The 18,620-nt window shown below is 40.8% G+C and carries 11 protein-coding genes; 2 read left to right on the top strand and 9 right to left on the bottom strand.

What is annotated here, in order from left to right:
* Window positions 1-270 precede the first annotated feature (270 nt).
* The gene (locus KTO63_RS13515) at window positions 271-2,223 is read left to right on the top strand and encodes a M1 family metallopeptidase (protein WP_217791862.1); all 1,953 of its coding nucleotides are present in this window, start codon (window positions 271-273) and stop codon (window positions 2,221-2,223) included.
* A 343-nt stretch (window positions 2,224-2,566) separates the two neighbouring features.
* Here the strand turns inward: KTO63_RS13515 and KTO63_RS13510 are convergent, their stop codons facing one another.
* The 9 genes from KTO63_RS13510 to KTO63_RS13470 all read right to left on the bottom strand — a co-directional run bounded on the left by KTO63_RS13510 (window position 2,567) and on the right by KTO63_RS13470 (window position 17,416).
* Window positions 2,567-3,061, bottom strand: coding sequence for a lipid-binding protein (locus tag KTO63_RS13510; protein ID WP_217791861.1), 495 nt, complete (start codon window positions 3,059-3,061; stop codon window positions 2,567-2,569).
* Between the two features lie 11 nt (window positions 3,062-3,072).
* Entirely contained in the window at window positions 3,073-3,738 is a 666-nt protein-coding gene (locus KTO63_RS13505; RefSeq protein WP_217791860.1) for an immunoglobulin-like domain-containing protein, read from the bottom strand.
* A gap of 25 nt (window positions 3,739-3,763) precedes the next feature.
* Complete coding sequence (locus tag KTO63_RS13500; protein ID WP_217791859.1) at window positions 3,764-5,272, bottom strand: SusD/RagB family nutrient-binding outer membrane lipoprotein; 1,509 nt, start codon at window positions 5,270-5,272, stop codon at window positions 3,764-3,766.
* A gap of 19 nt (window positions 5,273-5,291) precedes the next feature.
* Complete coding sequence (locus tag KTO63_RS13495; protein WP_217791858.1) at window positions 5,292-8,492, bottom strand: SusC/RagA family TonB-linked outer membrane protein; 3,201 nt, start codon at window positions 8,490-8,492, stop codon at window positions 5,292-5,294.
* 267 nt (window positions 8,493-8,759) lie between these two features.
* A complete protein-coding gene (locus tag KTO63_RS13490) occupies window positions 8,760-10,190 on the bottom strand; it encodes a SusD/RagB family nutrient-binding outer membrane lipoprotein (protein WP_217791857.1) in 1,431 nt (476 codons plus the stop codon).
* Window positions 10,191-10,247: 57 nt separating this feature from the next.
* The gene (locus tag KTO63_RS13485) at window positions 10,248-13,544 is read right to left on the bottom strand and encodes a SusC/RagA family TonB-linked outer membrane protein (RefSeq protein ID WP_217791856.1); all 3,297 of its coding nucleotides are present in this window, start codon (window positions 13,542-13,544) and stop codon (window positions 10,248-10,250) included.
* A 522-nt stretch (window positions 13,545-14,066) separates the two neighbouring features.
* Window positions 14,067-14,375, bottom strand: coding sequence for a DUF3467 domain-containing protein (locus tag KTO63_RS13480; protein WP_217791855.1), 309 nt, complete (start codon window positions 14,373-14,375; stop codon window positions 14,067-14,069).
* A 159-nt stretch (window positions 14,376-14,534) separates the two neighbouring features.
* Window positions 14,535-16,592, bottom strand: coding sequence for a ComEA family DNA-binding protein (locus KTO63_RS13475; RefSeq protein ID WP_217791854.1), 2,058 nt, complete (start codon window positions 16,590-16,592; stop codon window positions 14,535-14,537).
* Window positions 16,589-17,416 (bottom strand): PorV/PorQ family protein, encoded by an 828-nt coding sequence (locus KTO63_RS13470; RefSeq protein ID WP_217791853.1) that lies wholly within the window; start codon window positions 17,414-17,416, stop codon window positions 16,589-16,591. Before KTO63_RS13470 ends, KTO63_RS13475 begins: the two co-directional genes overlap by 4 nt.
* 268 nt (window positions 17,417-17,684) lie before the next feature.
* Between KTO63_RS13470 and KTO63_RS13465 the strand changes: the two genes are divergently transcribed.
* Window positions 17,685-18,566 carry a bifunctional 5,10-methylenetetrahydrofolate dehydrogenase/5,10-methenyltetrahydrofolate cyclohydrolase gene (locus KTO63_RS13465; protein WP_217791852.1) on the top strand — a complete coding sequence of 294 codons (882 nt, stop codon included), beginning with the start codon at window positions 17,685-17,687 and terminating at the stop codon, window positions 18,564-18,566.
* The last annotated feature ends 54 nt before the right edge of the window (window positions 18,567-18,620 follow it).

Raw genomic sequence — 18,620 nt, 5'->3', positions numbered from 1 at the left:
ACAATTATTTACAAGCCGCCTAAAAACATTTTTTGGCAGTTTATGAGTCTTAGAATACACTAAGAGAGGTCTAAATTTTAAGCAGCCCTTAGTGTGGCTCAGTGTCCTTAGTGTCTTAGTGGTAAAAAAACTGGTATACTTTTTCAAATATCAAATCTTGACCGATCATCACAATCACGAAAATCTGCCTGCCCGAAAGAATTTCATTCAGGCGGGCGTTCTGTTCCTAAAATCTTACTATATCTTTAGTGCTTTAAACAAATAAACTAAATGAGAAAAGTTTTTACGGGAGTTTTCTCCGTACTTTTTTTTGCGGCGCTCACAGTACAGTCGCAAACCCCTTCCAAATTTGACCAGCACGAAGCCTTTGCACCTTTCTTCTATCCTGCTTATGGCGACGACATCCGCACAGCAGCAGGCACTCCGGGAAAAGCATACTGGCAAAACAGCGCCGATTACAAAATTGACGTTTCGCTGGACGACAGCAACCACACAATTACCGGTTCTGTAATTATTACTTATAAAAACAATAGTCCGGAAAAGCTGCCATTCCTTTGGCTGCAATTGGACCAGAATATTTACAGCCTTAAATCAAGAGGCGTTGCAACAACTGCCATCACAGGCGGACGCTGGGCCAACAGAGGATTTGACGGCGGTTACAATATTAAAAACGTGTCGTTGGTATCTGCTAAAAAAGAAGACAAGGTTGACTATAACATCACCGATACTAGAATGCAGATCAGTTTGCCAAATGCTATGAAAGCAAACGGCGACTCTATAAGAATTAAGATTGACTATTCTTTTGCGATTCCTGAATATGGCACAGACCGTATGGGAAGACAGAAAACCAAAAACGGATGGGTGTATGAAATTGCACAATGGTATCCGCGCATGTGTGTGTATGACAATGTGCTTGGTTGGAACACTTTGCCTTACTTAGGCCAGGGTGAGTTTTATCTTGAGTATGGCAATTTCGATTTTACCATCAATACTTCTCCCAAACAAATCGTAGTAGCATCTGGTGAGTTGGTAAACCCTACTGAAGTGTTAACTGCAGACCAGATCAGCCGTTTGAAACAAGCAAAAGAAAGCGACAAAACTGTTGCGATCAGAAGCGATAAAGAAGTTACCGATAAAGCTACAAGACCTGCAAAAAACAGGCTCACATGGCATTTCAAATGCACCAACGCAAGAGACGTTGCGTGGGCAGCATCTGAAGCTTTTGTTTGGGACGCAGCAAGGATAAATTTGCCAAGTGGCAAAAAATCTTTGGCAATGTCTGTTTATCCTGTTGAAAGCGCAAAAGAAACATCATGGAAAAGATCAACTGAATTTGTAAAAGGTTGTATTGAACATTACTCAACCCAATGGTATGAATACACATATCCTGTGGCGACTAACGTAGCGGGTATTGTAGGTGGAATGGAATATCCCGGTATCGTGTTCTGCTCTTCTTTTGCGGGCGGCAATTCTTTGTGGGGTGTTACGAGCCACGAATTTGGACACAACTGGTTCCCAATGATCGTAGGTAGCAATGAAAGAAAATATCCGTGGATGGATGAAGGTTTCAACACTTTCATAAATGGTGTTGCCGACAAAAGTTTCAACAACGGAGAGTTTTTCAATACAAACGCAGCAAACAGACACAAGGCAGCAAAATATATGTTTGGCGATAAATCTGAAAGCATCATGACCGTGCCGGATGTAACTGCGCCGTTCAATCTTGGCAATGTTGCGTATGGCAAGCCTGGTATGGGTCTGGACCTTTTGCGCGATGTGATCCTCGGACAAAAACGCTTCGATGAATCGTTCAGATATTATATCAACAATTGGGCATTCAAGCATCCAACGCCATGGGATTTCTTCCATGCAATGGAAAATTATAGTGGAGAAAGTCTTGATTGGTTCTGGCGCGGATGGTTTATGAACAACTGGAAACTTGACCAGGCGGTAACAAACGTTGAATACATTAAGGGTGATAGTTCACAGGGCATTATTATCACGATCGAAAATCTTGAGCAACTACCAATGCCTGTAACGCTTGAAATTAAAGAAGCAAACGGAACAGTTGGCCGTCTTCAACTACCTGTTGAAATATGGCAGCATGGAAGTTCATGGAAAGCAAAATATGCTTCTACCGGCAAAGTAGAATCTGTAACGATTGACCCTGACAATGTGTTGCCGGATGTAAATGACGCGAACAACACATGGAAAGCGCAGTAAGAGAGCACGCAGATGACGCTGATTTAGCAGATGACCACTGATTTTTTTGATAAAGAAGGCCGCTGATTTTATTCAGCGGCTTTTTTATTTCAGTTGGCATACAGATGACACGCCCGCCTGAATGAATTTATTCGGGCAGGGATTAGGCGGATTGACACAGATTTTTAGTGATGGCTGACCACTCTTTCGATTGTCGAAATGAAAAACAAACCATCTACAACTCTCTGCGTCGCTGCTTCGTTGCGATCGCTGCGTGAAACTCAACAAGCCTTTGCGTGAAACGTACACAAACAAAAAGCCGCTGATATAATCAGCGGCTTTTGTATATCACGAAATGCGAAATTTAAAAATCATCTTCTGGCCAGTTAGTTGTACCTGTACCTTTTATTTCGTATGTAGTTCCCGGATCATCAGAAAATACAACTTTAAAATAAATACTATCAGTTACAACGCCGGTTGTTGAGTGAGCAGCCTTAGGCATCACTTTACCATCTGTAATGGTTACAGTTGCAGGCGCCGATGGGCCACCATCGTAATACAAGTTTTCTGAATTGGTTGCGGCAAATGTAAAATTCTGCATGTTTCCACCTGCCTTGCAATAAAATGCGTAGAGAGACCCGTGATCATCGATCCATACCGAATCCTTATTTGACGCAGTATTGGCGATGGTAATCTTTCTTGGCGCAGGATAAATTGCATCTCCATCTACGTAAAGATTTGCCCAATAATCACCCGAAACAGTTGAAGTATTGGTTTGTCCCGGATCTTCGGATTCTTTACTGCAACCTGCCAACGCGATAAGGGCACCGAATAATAAATATATCTTAATATTTTTCATTTTTTCTTGATTTACTGTTTATCAAATGTTCTCAAACCTGTACCGTAACCCCCGGCAAGAAATACCCAGGAATATTGGGCTGGAGTGTACGTTTCTTTCGAAGAACTTACAATGCCCGGTGATCCTACAGTTGGATCGGTTGCATACTGCTTGGGAATGGCTATTTTATTGCCGGTATAGTTTACAGCTATTACAATGTAACCAACTCCCACTGCTGCTCCTCCGGGATTGTCTACATTGTAAACTCCCGGAGCTGTTTTGGTCCAGGTGCTTGTTACGCCTGTTGCGGCTCTCAGGTACGTGCCTGAAAAATCATTTGCGGCAACATCATTACCTATCACAACAACTGTTCTCCAGTCGCTGGCAGAGAATCCGTCTTCATTGGTTGCTGAATAAGTAATATTGTACACTGCCGGCACAGCAGTATTCACACTACCGCTTACAACCGGCGTTACAGGCTGATCCTTAATTGTTGCATCTACACCAGGATCCGTATAAGCATCTCCCTGCTTTAATATCATCAAGTGTTCACCTTTAATGGTTACAATCGGATAATATGTTATTTTGGAGATGCCCACATTCTGGTCATTGGACACAGGCGAATATTTGCGGCATGAACCTAATATCAAGGAAGCTGCCGCAACAAGTATAGTTAAAGAAAAAATATTTTTTATCATAGCTAATCTCTTTTGTTATTATCGTTTAAAGAGCCCACCATACAGCTTTTGTAATTGGGTTATCAGATACAGAAGGTGTGTTATTATTTCTCTGACGTTCGTTATCAGGGAATACAACTCTTTTAGGCATTTGACCCGCTGGCAATACCGTTCCTGCAGATATAACCCATTGGCCCGGTATATAGGAAGCGCTTGTTGAGTAAACAGCACTTGTTTTAGGGAACCCTGTTCTGTTCTTGTCGAAAAACGCTTCAAGAGCGTGAGTACCCCATGCAAAGTGTGCCCATTTTTGACGAATGATTTGTTCAATTGCTCCCAGCGTTACGCCGCCTTCTTTTTCATTTCCCCATTCGTATTTACCACCTGCTGCGATAAATGAAGAACCATCTTTTCCTGTAGCTGTAAACGCTGCCAGCACCCCTTGATTGTATAATGCTTTTGCATCACCCAAACCGTAACGCACAGCTACCTCTGCTTGCAGGAAATAAGATTCTGCGGCAGAAATAAACATTATAGGATCTGTAGCCGTTTGATAAAAAACAGTTGCTTTCGGATAGTTGGCATTTGCCTGATTTCCAAAATCACCCTGGTTGATTGCTGTAGGTGCAGCGGTATTAAAGTATGCTGTTACCCTTGGATCGGCGTTTAGTTGAAGCCAGCTTACAAAGGTTTGGCTTGCTCTAAGGTTGTCCGGAGTATTAAGCGTGCGGATGTTATAATCATAAAACGGATTATCCAATCCAGGATTATTTGTAAAATTGGTAACACCCACGTTATACGTTACAAATTTATCGCCTGCATCATACATGGCCTTTATTCCAGCTTGTGCTACATCCGGATATTTATTTACCATACGCAAATACAATTTCAATTTCAGCGTATTGGCAAATTCTATCCATTTATTGATATCGCCTTTGAAAACGAGATCAGATGGTCCAAAGCTCGGAATAGCAGTAGTAGAAACAGTTAGCGCACTGAAATCTTTAGATAAGGCATTGTCTATACTATCTATCAAAGCAAGATATATAGAGTGTCCATCATCAAATTTAGGCTGCAGATTTGCCGTGCCCTGAAAAGCCTCGGTGTACGGTAGCTGATCATACATGTCTACCATTATGGCAGTTGTATAACCTTTCATAACATTGGCCATTAAGTAGTATGACCAATCCGCACTTTCACGAGTCTTATCAACTACATACTTGTAACTATTCAATCCTCTTGAAAATACGTTGGCATAAGAGGTATTAAAATCTGAAGACTGCACCGTATAGGCGTCAATATTTTTATACTGGCTGGAAACAGCAGATTGAGTAACATACTGCGACCAGATGGCTCCAAGTATTTGATAATCGCTACCTAATCCACCAACAGTTCCCAATGTTCCCGCAGGGAAAACAATTGCAGGAGTTCCTTGTTCATATGCCGGGTTGTTAGGGTCCTCATTTATGTCTAATTGCTTTTTGCACCCCGTGCCCATCACGAGCAAAGTCAGTGCAAACAATCCTATTTTATATATACTTTTTCTTGTTTTCATACCTGTTTTAATTTTTTAATTAAAAACTAACTTTAAGCGATACACCATATTGTTTAGACAATGGCGCTGCTCTAAACTCACCTAACTCACCGGCTAGGTCATTACCCTGGTTAGAACCTTCAGGATCTACATACATATTTGCTTTTGGAGTCCAAAGCAAGAAGTTACGTCCGTAAACACTTATAGCGATGTTGCTCGCTTTGATCTTTGAAGCGTATGCCTGAGGCAATCTGTATGACAAAGTAATATCTCTCAGTTTCAGGAATGATTTATCGAAGATCCTTTGATAGTAAGCCAATCCTTTGTTCTTGGTTGGATAGAAATAATCGTAAAAACCATCTTTAGGAATGTATGTTGTATTCTCAACATAACCAGAGTGACCATTACCATCAACCACTTCATTAACAGAATTTGGAATGATGAATGGTTCCCTGTCGTTGTACAAAGTAGCTTTTGCATTACCTGTAAACAACAGCAAGTCAGCAGTACCGCTGTACATCACACCACCTTTACGATAATCCAAAGAGAAGTTTAAGGACCAGTCTTTATAAGTAAAAGTATTGGTAAAGCCCATCATGTAGTCGCGTTGAGCAGTACCATAATAACCTTTATCATCAGCAGCAACAGAGAAGCCTGTTTCAGCACTTGTTACTATTTTTCCTGTTGCGCTATCAATTTTAGGAACCGGCGCGTAGAACGCACCTACTGGTTTACCAGGAACCGCATCTAACTCAGCATCATATGCATCGTTCAAAATAATTTTTGACAACGCACTATTTAAGCTGACAACTTTGTTCCAGTTTTTGGAATAAGTGTAGGTAAAGGCCCATTGGAAATCTTTAGAGTCGATGATCTTACCATCAATAGTAAGCTCGATACCTTTATTGGTAACCTCACCCAGGTTTTGCACCAGTCTTGTGTAACCGGTACCTGGAGAAATAGGCACTTGCAATACCTGGCCTTTTGTTGTTTTGTCATAATATGTCGCATCGATACCAAACCTGTTTTTTACAAAACGGATCTCAGTACCAAATTCAAACTCGGATGTTTTAACCGGCTGCAAGTTTGGATTACCGATCACATTCGATACAGCGAACGCCGGCGTTCCGTTAAACGGAGCCTGCACCGTACCAAACGGCATAGCTACTGTACCTTTTACCAATGTTGGATAAACAAGATAAGGATCAGCATCTGAACCGGTTTGTCCATAACCCGCTCTCAGTTTCCAGAAAGAAATTGGCGTTCTGTCCAAATTCAATGTTTTAGATGCTACCCATGAAACGTTGGCACCCGGATAGAAGAAACTGTTGTTATCGATTGGCAAAGTTGAAGACCAGTCGTTACGTGCATTACCGCTAATAAAGACCTGATCTTTCCAGCCAAATGTAACCTGGCCGTAAGCACCTACTCTTTTCTTATGACTTTGATAGTCATTAGTTGTAGGAGGTGCACTTGAGTTAGATAAATTAAAGAACCCTGGTATTACGAGGTTTGTAATTTGCGTGAAAACGTTTTTCTGGTCTGCCTGGTAGTAGTTAAGACCTGCAGTCGCATCTACTGTCCAGTCATTGCCAATGTTCGCATTGTATTTTAGAAGGAAATCACCATTGATCAATCCAAAGTAGTCATTTCCCTGCAACACAGACCCTACGTCTGCTGCTCTGCTTTGTCCTTCAGGGTTTGCACCTGCGTTCCAGCTTCCAGGTCTTGGTTTGTTCACCTGTTTGTAACCGTAGCTGCGTGCATTGGTGAAGTCACCACCCAGTCTAAATTCTGCAGTAAATTGGTTGTTGATCTTATAGCTCATGTCTATATTACCAAAGAACCTGTCAGACGTTTGAGTGTTTTTATTTTCGTTCAATGCATAGTAAGGGTTCTCCGCAAAAGGAGTGAAATAGTTGTCTACATTGAAGAATTTATTTTTGTAATCTTTAAAATCTCTGATAGGAATATCTACTGGTATTTGCAGTAGCTCTTCAAAGAAAGAAGCACCATCGCTACCACCCTGACCTGTATAAGGTGCGTTCATTCTTCTGTTAACATAGTTAAGAGAAGTGTTGATAGTAAATTTATCGAAGGTGCTGTTTGTTCTTAACGCAAAAGAGTTTCGTTGCAACATGTCAGCATCTGTAGGGATGACACCGTTGCTCGAAACGTTTCCGTAAGAAAAATAGAATCTGTTGTTTGCTGTACCACCAGAGAGCGATATGGTATTATTATATTCGGTACCAACATCATAAACGTTACGAATATTATCATCAATAAATGAGAAAGGTTTAACCAATTGCGAGTTGTCTACAATTGATCCCCATGGCCTCATTTTACCGTCAAGTCTTGGTCCCCAGCTACCATTCTCAGAAAGGATGAACTGAGCACCCCAGCCCTGGCCAAACTGATCTTGCATTGTTGGCATTTTGCCCACATAGCTAAAGTTTGCAGAACCGGCATATTCAACTCTTAATTTTCCTGATTTACCACGTTTGGTTGTAATCATGATTACGCCGTTCTTAGCCAGCGAACCGTATAGAGAAGACGCCGCAGTACCTTTTAGTACTGTAATGTTTTCGATGTCATTAGGGTTAACGCTACTCATACCATTACCAAAGTCAATATTACCGTTAAGGTTCAATGGACTGTTTGGGCTGATTGGGCTCGCATCACTTAAAGGCACCCCGTCAATTACGTATAGAGGCTGGTTGTTACCACCACCGATAACACCATAACCACGCAATACTACTTTTGTGGAAGAACCGGGACCACCCTGGTTAGAAATGTCCGCTCCTGCAATTTTACCTGCAAGACCGTCCAGCATACCAACAGGAGCAGTTCTTGTGATGGCAGCATTACTAAATGTTGTAGTGGAATAACCAAGCTTGGCTTTACTTTGGGTTTGACCTAGCGCAGTTACAACAACTTCCTGCAAACCACCCTGTGCGTTGTTCAGAACAACAGCTACTGTTGATCCGGTAACAGAAGCTTCTTTTGTATCGAAGCCGCTTGCACTAAAAATTAAGGCATTTGAGGAACCTACATCGATTTTGAAGTTACCATCCTGATCGGCGGAAACCGCACGTCCACTGTTTCCTTTTACTTTGACTGTGGCGAAGGGAACGGGATTCCCTTTGTCGTCTTTTACCTGGCCGGAGACTACCCGGGATTGTCCATACGTCAATACAGCGCCAAGAAGCAGCACTGTAAGTGCAGTTACAATTTTTCTCATGTGTTTACAATAGGTTTTTAAAAAAAAATAATTGCCAAAAAAAATAAATATCAACTTATTCAGATACTATGACAATAAAAGCGTCCAAATAGCTGAGCGATTAAAGGTAAAAAAAAATGTTAATCCAAGAAACATAACACAGTTTTAACAGCGCTGATTTTTAAAAAATTAATTTTGAACCAGTTATCAAGAAAAGTTGAAATAAAAAAGCCGCCCAGAAACGGGCGGCCTAATATTATAAATAATACTATCTACGGATATTTTTTCTTAGAATTTGTCCCAGAATAGTTTAGTTTCTACCTTATCTCCCCCAATTGCGGTGGAAGCAGCATTATAATTATCCTTATTCAGGTTTTGTTCCTGTACCGGATAAGTGTACCGAACCGGGAAACCGGATTGGGCTTCTGCAGGAAGATCTAATTTTGGATAATCCAAACGTCTGATCTCTGTCCAGCTTTCAAATCCGCGGTTATAAAGCGTCAGCCATTTCTGGAAACCAATCTTTTGTTTGTAATCACCCTTAGCTGATGCATAAGCTACATCAGGTCTTGCAAGGTAGGTAGTAGCATCGGCAGCTGTACCGCCCCAATAAGTGATGGATGCTGTAACACCATTATTGTAGTGCTGAGCCGCAGTACCGCCAACATTCATTCCACGCTCAACGGCTTCAGCAAGATGCAATTCAACTTCAGCATAGTCCATTACCAAAGCTTCAAAGTTTGCTTTCAGTATTTTGTCACTTGGTGGTGAATACAAAGAATAAGTGTTACCATCGCCCACTGAACCACCTTCAAAATTGCCATCTTTATTTTTGGCAAAATATTGAGGCAATCTTGGATCAGACATTGATTTCATTGTGTCAATCAATGTATTCGCACCCACAAAGTCATGACGACCACTCTGAACCAGATCAACCCAAATAGGGTTTGTATTTGGAGGAGCGGAAAGATATTTGAAGACTGCATTGTCATCATTTGATTTCAACACATTTGGAGCTGCAGACTCAACAACTGATTTTGCTTTTGTAAAGTCATAGTCCACGATTGTCATGCCCAGTCTCAATTTCAAAGAGTTTGCAAACGCAACCCATTTAGAAACATCTCCAGCGTACAGCAAATCGCTCTCGCCAAAGCCATCAGCGGTTGGGTCCAATGCTGCGATTGAAGTGTCTAGTCTTGACAGTAAATCGTAGTAAACGGTTTTAGCGTCGTCATATTTTGGCGTAAGCTTAGTTACATCCAACGCCTCCGAATATGGAATGTTGCCAAATGAGTTTACAAGAATTGAATAAGTGTACACTTGCATGATATCAGTGATCGCCGCCTGGTTTTTCAACTGGGCAGTTGTAACCGAAGCCGGATCCTGCGCGTAGATCTTGCTTTTTGCCAGCTTCAGGTTATTAAGGATATCGCGGTACAATGTATTCCAGTATGACTGCGGAATATTCCTTGTTACCAGGTCATAATTTGTTTCATCTGTATAGGTTGTTTCTGTCCAGTACTGATCAACCAGTCTGAAGATATTAAAGTTCACGCTGGAACTGGTCATAATATCTACAACGTTTTTTTGCGCATTGGCAAAAAGCGATGGAGCAGGAACATCTGTCGGTTTTTTGTCTTCAGCGTTCAGATCCTGAATATCTTTTTTACAAGACACCATCAGCACACCCAAAGACATTATTGCTAATATTTTTTTCATCTGAATATTTTTTATTTGTTTTGGCCACTTATGCATTTAAGCTTCCTTTTTAAAATTTTAGAATTTCAGTTTCAAGTTCAAACCAATGACTCTTGTTGAAGGATAAGCTCCCACCTGGTAACCTTGAAGGTTCCCTGAGCTGATGCCCTCTTCAGGATCTGAATAAGGAAGGTTTTTGTGAATGATCCAAAGGTTGCGGCCAAATAGCGATACATCGATTCCTTTAAACACTTTTGTTGACTGCATCATTTTGTCCGGGAAAGAGTATGTCAAAGTAAGATCTCTCAATTTGATATAACTCGCATCATAGATAAATGCCGCGGCCGGATTTCTGTAATATCCGTACATACCAAAGAGTGATTGTTCCTGTCCGTTATCATCTAGTATACTACCATTTACACGCGTTGCATTGGCTTTGCCATCAGCAGTAATACCGGGGAAAACAACACCACCTCCATCTGAAAGTTTATTTCTTACAGGTTTGCCAAGGTCGTTTGTGCCGGCGGTTTCAGGATATAAGCCTGTAGCCAAACCATAATACATATCAAGCGAGAAAATATCTCCGCCATGACGTATATCGATCAGGAAGGTTAAAGCAAAATTTTTGTATTTGAATGTGTTGTTGATACCACCAATCCAATCAGGATTTACGTTTCCGATAACATCATTTGAGTTAGGTGATTTTACGTAGTACCCTTTTGAACTAACAAGTTTTTGACCATTTTGGTACACGAAATTCTGTCCGCGAATAGTACCATAAGGTTCTCCCAATGCAGCATTCAAAGTTACACCACCCTGGAATGAACCGAGCTGGAAGTTTGTAATGCCTTCACCCAAAGACACAACTTTGTTGCGGTTTCTTGTCCAGTTAAGCGCAATGTTCCAGGAGAAGTCTTTTGTTTTGATTGGTGTACCATTCAATGACACTTCCAAACCGTGGTTATCAATTTCACCTACGTTGATGTATTTAGCATCGAAACCTGTAGCTCTTGAAATAGGTGCAGGTACAATTTGATTAACCGTTTTTGTGCTGTAATAAGTAACATCAAAACCTAAACGATTTTTAAAGAATGACATTTCCACACCGCCCTCTATTGATTTTGTTTTTTCAGGAACAAGATTAGGGTTGTTCTTAGTTACCAGTGCAGGATTCAATGAACTGATTGAGTTATTTGCACCGATAGATGTCATTGCAGTGTTGCCAAATGCAGGATTGATGCTATAGTAATCGATCAATGCTTTTGGATCGGCACTGTTACCCACTTCTGCATAGTTCAGTCTTGCTTTACCATAAGATAACCAAGGCGCATTGTCGATGAGTTTAGAGAATACAAAACCCAAAGAAGCAGACGGATAATAATAAGTGTTGTTATCAACAGGCAGTGTAGAAGACTTATCTCTTCTGCCTGTCAAATCAAGGAACAACATGTCTCTATAGCCCAAAGTTGCACTTGCAAAAAGACCATCAACACCAATTTGATAATCGTTTTCAACAGCAGGCAAAGAAGGATTTTTTGTATTGTTCAAAGCATAAATGTCGGGAACTGACAGACCACCATTTGTGGAGTTGAAAGTAGAGCTAACCTGATCTCTTCTTATGTTCAAACCAACGGTTGCTTTCAGGTTCAGATCCTTAGCAATGTCTTTGTTGAAGTTCGCCATCAGGTCATAGTTGTACTCACGGAAAGATCTCAGGAATTTAGAATAGTAAGGAACTTCCAGACTTCCAACTGCAACCCTTTCTTCTTCTGTTTCATTGTAAGAGTCAAGACTTACTCTGCCTAAAACATCCAGCCAGTCAGTGATTTTGTAGGTAAGACCCATGTTGCCGAAGTATCTTGAGCGACTATCTGTTTCATAGTTTTTGTAACGCACCCAATAAGGATTGTTCCAGAAGATAGGCACTAAACCGTTAACAGGATCAGAGGGATCCGCAACGTTCCATGTTACGTTTTTACCGGTTCTGTCATAAGCAGCTTTCTGCTCTTTAACATCCACGTTTGTTTGCCACCACTGCCTGAAGTTTGTCATCAGGTTAGTAGAGTGATCTCCTGAATAACCGGTACCATAACGTCCCTGGCCGGAAATTTTAGAGAAGTTAACACTCGCGAATGCGGAGAGTTTGCTGGTAAGATTATAAGTGGCCCCAAAGTTCACGAGGTCCTTGTTTACAAAGCTGTTCGGTAAAACACCTTTGTCATTGTTTTTTGTATACCCCAATTTAAAAGAGCCTTTATCTCCACCACCATCAATGTAAATACTATTATTAAAATTCACAGGTTTTTCAAAAAAAGTGGTTGGGTCGTTTGCACCCGCAACCCATGGAGTGGCTTTTCCATAGTTAGGAGAAGATGCATCAAACGCATCCCACTGGTATACCATCAAGCTCGGATCGAACTTGGCTCCCCAGGAAGCATCTTCAGTTGTTGGTGTAACCAGGTCAGGTGTGCCATCGCCGTTTGCGTCGAAGTAAAAGAAGTTTCCATCAGGTGAACCATATCCGTTTGCAGAACCATAGTTTGCACCATAACTGTGCTGATACTTTGCAAAAGTGGATTTGTCGATGGAACTAACTGTTACTCCGGAGTTTATAGTCACTCCTAAACCTCGCTTGCCTTTCTTCGTGGTGATCATGACTACCCCATTTGCTGCACGCGAACCGTACAACGCAGATGCAGCCGCACCTTTTAATACGTTGATGGACTCAATGTCATCGGGATTGACATCCGCGGCGGCATTACCGTAGTCATAGCCACCACGTCCTGTTTTTTGATCAGAAGTATTGTTGTTGCTGTTATCGATAGGCACCCCATCTACAACAAACAACGCCTGGTTGTTACCAACCAATGATTTAGCACCGCGGATAACAACATTGGTTGACCCTCCCAATGTGTTATTTTGTTTAATTTCTACACCGGATACTTTTCCAGACATTCCTCCAATAAAGTTGGCACTTCTTGTTTTGGAAACTTCATCGCCGTTTACTTGTTGTGCTGCGTAAGGCAAAGAGTTTTTTGTTCTTCTAATACCCATCGCAGTTACAACAACTTCATTCAGCTGTTCGTCACCAGCTTTAAGCGCAATAACGACGGTAGATTCACTTCCGATTACAATTTCGGATTGAGCAAATCCGGTAGCAGAAGCCACCAGCGCTTTTGAGTTGCCAGCTTCAATTTTGAAATTACCATTTTGATCGGCTGATACACCGCGGGAGCTTCCCTTTAGTTTAACGGTGGCGTAAGGGACAGGATTTCCCTTATCGTCTTTGACTTGTCCCGTAATTAAACGGGATTGACCATAGGTCAAAGCAGAGCATAGCAAAAGCCCTGCAAAGGCAGTTACGATTTTTCTCATGTGTGTGTAATGTAGTTGTTAACTAATCTTGATTAACCCATTTACATAGGCCGCAAAAACCAGGCGACCGATGCGTAATAAATTGTAAATTTTTTGTTAAAATTTAAATAATAACAAAAATTTAATATTTTTTTCGAAGGCAAAAGTTTATCAATCAACTTTTTACTTCGATGCTTGCCAATAATAGGTAAATAGGTAAATGCGCGGGTTATAATGAATGCAAGTGAATTGCATTACTCGTGAAGATTTCGCATTTTCTCATGTGTTAATTCAAAATGAATGCTGTTCAGTAATTTTGGCTTTTTATTTTCTCCGAACCAGTTAAATGCCATTCTCTTAGATAATAATCAACTGAATTAAAAACTTTAAAATTCCAAGATCAGCACCAATTTTAACAAAACTAAAAGTTATAAACTTTTAACAAAGGTATAAAAAAAGAAAAGTATGGTAAAATCTACATTTATTTTTATAATTTTTACCATACTTTTTGGAAAATCCGAAAGAGTTTTATACTAACCCGAATCAGGCCTGAGCTGCCGGACCGCCAAAATTCATTGGCAATTGTACCTCTTCTAAATCCTTAATATCACCGTTTACTGCCTCAAATCTGTTAATGTTATCGACCAGCGCTTTCATTAATCTTTTTGCATGTTGAGGGGTTAATATAATGCGGGATTTTACTTTACTTTTTGGCGTATTAGGCATAACGTTTACAAAATCAACTACAAATTCTGCATGCGAATGTGTAATGATAGCCAGGTTTGCGTATTGACCTTCAGCCATTTCCTCGGATATTTCTATATTAAGTTGATTCTGCTGATTATTTTCCATGACTTTTTTTTGTAAAACTAGAGTAATTAATAATTAATAGGTAATAATTAATAGGGAGCCGATTCCCTATTGAATACAGCCCCTGCTAATTCTTGAACAACGGATAATATCGCTTTTTATATGCATTTAGCCCTGTTAATTATTAATTATTAATTACTTCTAGAACTCCATAATAATTTGCGCCTTTATTTCCGATCGTCTATTGCCTGTAATCACATCCAACCCAGAACCTATTGATCGTTTATTTGAATAAATGGTTTGGCTCCATTTCAGCCAGCAGCCAACATCATATTGCTTTTTCATTTTTAGCAGAGACGCCAGGTTTAATTTGCAATTGAGGTAATAGCGAAACCCACTGTCGAAAAATTCCGGTACAGAATAATTGTACAACAGATCACTCTCGTAAGCATACAATCTTGAATTGTAGCCGTTTGTTTCAAAATATTGTAACCGCAAGTTTCCGGAGAATATTTTAGAACGTTTGAAGTCGCCCTGAGCAAACATCAAAAATCCCTGTTCTTTAAAACGGCCATTATTATCGTACCAAATAGTTTCCACCCTACTGCTTAGAGTAAACTTTTCGGTGACCGTGGTTGAGCTTTGTATCCGGAAATTATTTTGTGGAAGATCCGTCAAAACCTTTGCAGCATTGCCATCAGAAGGAAAGCTTTTTTGCCTGGTTTTAGATTTGTACAGCAAGTAAAAGGTCGTTCTCTTATTTGGCAAATAAGTCATTTGAACTAAATACTCTTTCCCATGCGATGGAGCATCGACAAGATATTTCGGCCATTGAAAACTGAACGCGTCTGCATATGCATCGATCCTGATAGCCGAAAAAGGCTTTAGCGAAATGCCGGCATAAAAACCTCGTTCGTTATTGGGCATTGTATTTTCTGTGAATGCATTTGAATACAGAGACTGATAGACTTTACTAATATTTCTATACAGAAAAGCCACATCAGCTCTGGCTCCAAGGCTAAGTAACAATCCCTGCACCAAAGCAAATTTCCTGTTTTTATCTGCCGCCATTTCGCCAAACAAATGCATGTTTCTGTAAGTATAACTGTAATCTACACTGGCATTACCCCAGTTTTTCCCGCTGAGTGCATAAAGATTATAAGGCCTATCTTCTTTTTGAAATTCTTTGGAAAAGCAGTACAATACTGCGTTTGCGGCTATATGCCAGGTATATTGTTTATACCTGATGGAACCGCCGCCGGCTATTTGCTGCATGCTGTTTTTATCGCTCAGTTCAGCGGATGTTCGATGATAGCCAGATGTTTGAAAAGAAGATATATGTTCGTCATCTTCTTCCTGCACAATATTACCACTAAGCCTTCTGAAAGAAATAAATGAGGTTAATGACCAGTGTTTGTTTTCAATAAGGCAACCTGCACCACGATGAAAATTATACGACCCGGACGAATTGTATGGACGTAATGTTTGCGCCTCTCTTTTTATGTTTAGAACCGAGGCGCTTTTTCCAAATGCAAGACTTTGCCATTGTATCAGGCCCTGGCCCATATTTACAGTAAAGTCACCGAGCGCCAGCAGTTTTATCTTACCAATATCTTTTGCAAAAAAATGAACTGTGTAAAAGTCAAAACCATTCTTTTGGGACCCTTTGAAAAACTGCTCCCCGGCGTCTTTATCACCCGCAATTCCAAATTGCAACAGGTTGTTGTAATTGTACTTGTATCTCATAAAAAGCGCGTCACGACTGCCTAAATAGTGGTTCGAATTTTCGGTAGCCGGAGGTTGATATCCTTTCGGCTGTTCCGCCACTTTTCCATACCTCATCAGCAAAGACTGACTTCCTCCATAAAATCGTGACCCAAAATTTGCCAGCAAATTTTTATCGTTAGCCACTGTTACATAAGGCAGCAAGCTTTTTATCAGAGAAACATCCCAGCCGGGAATAGCCTGTAGTTCGTAAATACTAATAAGCCTTCCGAGCAATTGCCTGTAGCGCAAAAAACTTTCCACTTGCGGGCCAGGCAACAGCTTTAGTTCCTTTAGCTCATTTTCATTTGCCTCATTAAGATTAAGCGGATGTTTCTTGTAGAACATTTGATTCTGCCAATAGCTGTCATCAGTCACAGCATCTTCGCTATTTTCAATGGCTGTTTCTATTTGCTCCTCTCCAACATCGTTTGGTTTGTCCTGGCAAAAAACATTCATTGAAATCAACAAAAACAGCGTAAAAATTATTTTCATTTTTCTGCTGTTTCTGAGAAATTAAAAACCATCATTAACGAAGGAGAAAAACCCAACTGCTGATGATAAGAACTACTAACATCAAGCCTCATGTCGCTCCATGAAATGCCAACACCCAGAAAATAGTTTGCTATTGCTGAGCTTACGCCGCCCCTTACCAGAAAATGTTTGTTGAAATTATATTGCATGGCCGCATTTACATTCAAGGGAAGATCTTCTTCTTTAGCAATTTCGGCGCTCACAAAAAAATTCTCAGAGGCGTCGTATCCCACGCCGGCCTTGTAAATGGATGCAAACTTTTCAGCATTATTTTTTCCAAATTTGCCTCCCACCGGATTGTAAATATGCAATCCCATTGTAACCTTACTTGACAAAAAGAATAAAGTACCCACCTCAAAATTTACCGTCGATGCTGCGCCATAACCAGTGATGCGTACATGGTTGAAATTTACCTGCGTTCCAATAGAAATATTTTTTGCCAGCAAAATACCATAAGCTAACCCGGCTTGTGTTTCGTTAAAATCTTCGTCACCGGCATAATGCATGTTCATGCCAACACCGGCATTTTTTAAAGGAAAGCTGATAACCTCGTGGTAACTGCCCAGCGCTTTTAGTCCAAATCGTTTCTCTCCGTACAGACCTGCTGTTGTATTTTTCAGATTGCCCAAAGCAGCCTGATTACCGGAAAAAGAAAATGCGTCCGCAAATTTCTTGCTGTAGGTTACTGTGCCTGTATAATGATTACTAAGTGGGGAGCGAACAATTTGAGCAAATGAAAAAGAAACAAAACAAGAGGTAAGTATCTGTAAGAAAATAACTTTCATTCAGATACGGTTATGTTGTGAGCTAAATAAGGCCTTTTTATGGAGATCGCCAAATTTTAGTGTGTTGGTCACTGTTAGTAATTGAAAATGGGCATTTAGTTGAGAGTGGAGAATGGAAAGTTGAGAGTTGGGATGTGTACTAAATACAAAATCCGTTGCTATATGACACTTTGATGACTTCCTTCATTTTCAACTTCAATTAAATTCCTCTTTTTAACTCTCAACTCTCAATTCTCCACTCTCAACTAAAATTATTTACCTTTGCGCCATGCAAATTCTAGACGGAAACCTTGTATCAAAAGCAACCAAGGAAGCACTTACACTTAAAGTAGCACAATTAAAAACCCAGGGAAAGAAAGTACCGCATTTAGCTGCAGTTTTGGTAGGGAACAATGGCGCCAGCGAAACATACGTAGGAGCCAAAGTAAAAGCCTGTGAAGAGATCGGCTATAAATCTACCCTTCTCCGTTATGACGACGACATTAGCGAGTTTAAATTGCTGGAGGCGATCGAAGGCCTGAACAACGATCCGGATGTGGATGGCATTTTGGTGCAACTGCCTTTACCTAAACACATTTCTGATGAAAAAGTGATCAATACGATCGCTGCGTCAAAAGATGTAGATGGTTTCCATCCCATTAGCGTTGGTAAAATGGTACAGGGATTGTCAACATTTATTCCTGCCACTCCTTACGGAATTATGTTGCTTCTGAAACACTACAACATCGATACTGCTGGCAAACAAGCCGTTGTGATCGGACGTAGCAATATTGTGGGCCGACCAATGAGCATTTTGTTGAGTGCCAATACCAACCCGGGTAACTGCACCGTAACGATTTGCCACTCCCACACAAAAAATCTTAAAGAACTTTGCCTTTCGGCAGATATTATTGTGGCCGCTTTGGGTCGTCCTGAGTTTGTTAAGGCAGACATGGTAAAAGACGGAGCCATCGTTATCGACGTAGGTATCAGCCGCGTAGCCGATGCTACCAAAAAGAAAGGTTTTGCATTAAAAGGTGATGTTAACTTTGCAGAAGTATCTCCAAAGTGCAGCTTCATCACTCCGGTACCGGGCGGCGTTGGTCCTATGACCATTGCGGCACTGATGCAGAATACGTATAAGGCATGTGAGGATAAAAACTTTGAATAGTTGAGAGTGGAGAATTGAGAATGGAGAGAGGTAGGGGCGAATCGCATTCGCCCT

It is taken from the genome of Pinibacter aurantiacus, from assembly GCF_019130065.1.
GTDB lineage: Bacteria > Bacteroidota > Bacteroidia > Chitinophagales > Chitinophagaceae > Pinibacter > Pinibacter aurantiacus.
Note: the sequence above shows the minus strand (reverse complement) of the source record. Positions and strands in the feature narration are given on the sequence as shown.

Coding starts and splice junctions, on each gene's coding strand:
- KTO63_RS13515 (WP_217791862.1), top strand. CDS start 271: ATGAGAAAAGTTTTTACGGGAGTTTTCTCCGTACTTTTTTTTGCGGCG.
- KTO63_RS13510 (WP_217791861.1), bottom strand. CDS start 3,061: ATGAAAAATATTAAGATATATTTATTATTCGGTGCCCTTATCGCGTTG.
- KTO63_RS13505 (WP_217791860.1), bottom strand. CDS start 3,738: ATGATAAAAAATATTTTTTCTTTAACTATACTTGTTGCGGCAGCTTCC.
- KTO63_RS13500 (WP_217791859.1), bottom strand. CDS start 5,272: ATGAAAACAAGAAAAAGTATATATAAAATAGGATTGTTTGCACTGACT.
- KTO63_RS13495 (WP_217791858.1), bottom strand. CDS start 8,492: ATGAGAAAAATTGTAACTGCACTTACAGTGCTGCTTCTTGGCGCTGTA.
- KTO63_RS13490 (WP_217791857.1), bottom strand. CDS start 10,190: ATGAAAAAAATATTAGCAATAATGTCTTTGGGTGTGCTGATGGTGTCT.
- KTO63_RS13485 (WP_217791856.1), bottom strand. CDS start 13,544: ATGAGAAAAATCGTAACTGCCTTTGCAGGGCTTTTGCTATGCTCTGCT.
- KTO63_RS13480 (WP_217791855.1), bottom strand. CDS start 14,375: ATGGAAAATAATCAGCAGAATCAACTTAATATAGAAATATCCGAGGAA.
- KTO63_RS13475 (WP_217791854.1), bottom strand. CDS start 16,592: ATGAAAATAATTTTTACGCTGTTTTTGTTGATTTCAATGAATGTTTTT.
- KTO63_RS13470 (WP_217791853.1), bottom strand. CDS start 17,416: ATGAAAGTTATTTTCTTACAGATACTTACCTCTTGTTTTGTTTCTTTT.
- KTO63_RS13465 (WP_217791852.1), top strand. CDS start 17,685: ATGCAAATTCTAGACGGAAACCTTGTATCAAAAGCAACCAAGGAAGCA.